The organism is Neptuniibacter pectenicola (assembly GCF_001597735.1).
GTDB lineage: Bacteria > Pseudomonadota > Gammaproteobacteria > Pseudomonadales > Balneatricaceae > Neptuniibacter > Neptuniibacter pectenicola.
Genome location: NZ_LUTS01000056.1, coordinates 1 through 755 on the forward strand (window position 1 = coordinate 1; position 755 = coordinate 755).

Genomic DNA, 755 nt, shown 5'->3' on the forward strand with positions numbered 1-755 from the left:
TATGATCATGGAAAACTCTTCACCGCCGATGCGGGCGACAATATCGTTTTCTCTCCTCTTTTTCTTCCTCCTCTTTGCTATCTTCCTCCTTCCCTCCTCCCCCCTCCTCTTCCTCTCTCTCTCCTTTCTTCTTTTCCCCTCCTCTCTCTCTCTCCTTTCCCTTTCTTCTCCTTCCTTCTTTCCTTCTTTTTTTCTCTCTCCTCCCTTCTCTCTCTCTCCCTCCCCTCCCCCTCTTCCTCCCCCCTTCTCCTCCCTCTTTCTTTCTCCCTTTCCCCTCTCTTTTTCTTTCTTTCTCCTTTCTTTATTTTCTTTCCTTCTCTCTTCTTTCCTTTCTTCCCACCTTCTTTCTCATTCTATTTTTCTTTTTCTCCCCCTTTTTCTCTTCCTCCCTTTTTCCTTTCTTCCCCCTTTCCTTCCCTCTTCCCTCTTTCCTTCCCCTCTTCCTCCCTTTTCTCTTTCCCCCTCCTTCCCTTCCCTTCTTTCCTTTTTCTCCCTCTTCTTTCTCTCCTTTTCCCTCTTTTCCTCTCTTCTCTCCTCTTTTCCCCTCCTTTTCCCCTCCCCCTTCCTTTCTTTTTCTTCCTCCTTTTCTCCCCTCTCTCCTCTTCTCCTTCTTCCTTTCTTCTCCCCTCCCTTCTCTTTTCCTTCCTCTCTTCCCCCTTTCCCTCCTTTCTCCTTTTTTCTTCCTCTCCTCCTTTCCTTCTTTCTTTTCCTTCCTCCTTCCCCCCTCCCCCTCCTTTTTTTTTTCTCTCCCCCTC

The 755-nt window shown here is 47.8% G+C and carries 1 protein-coding gene; it reads right to left on the reverse strand.

What is annotated here, in order from left to right; translation table 11 throughout:
- Window positions 1-301: 301 nt before the first annotated feature.
- Window positions 302-755: hypothetical protein (locus A3773_RS19710; RefSeq protein ID WP_197462824.1), on the reverse strand; the 454-nt coding region annotated here is incomplete at its 5' end.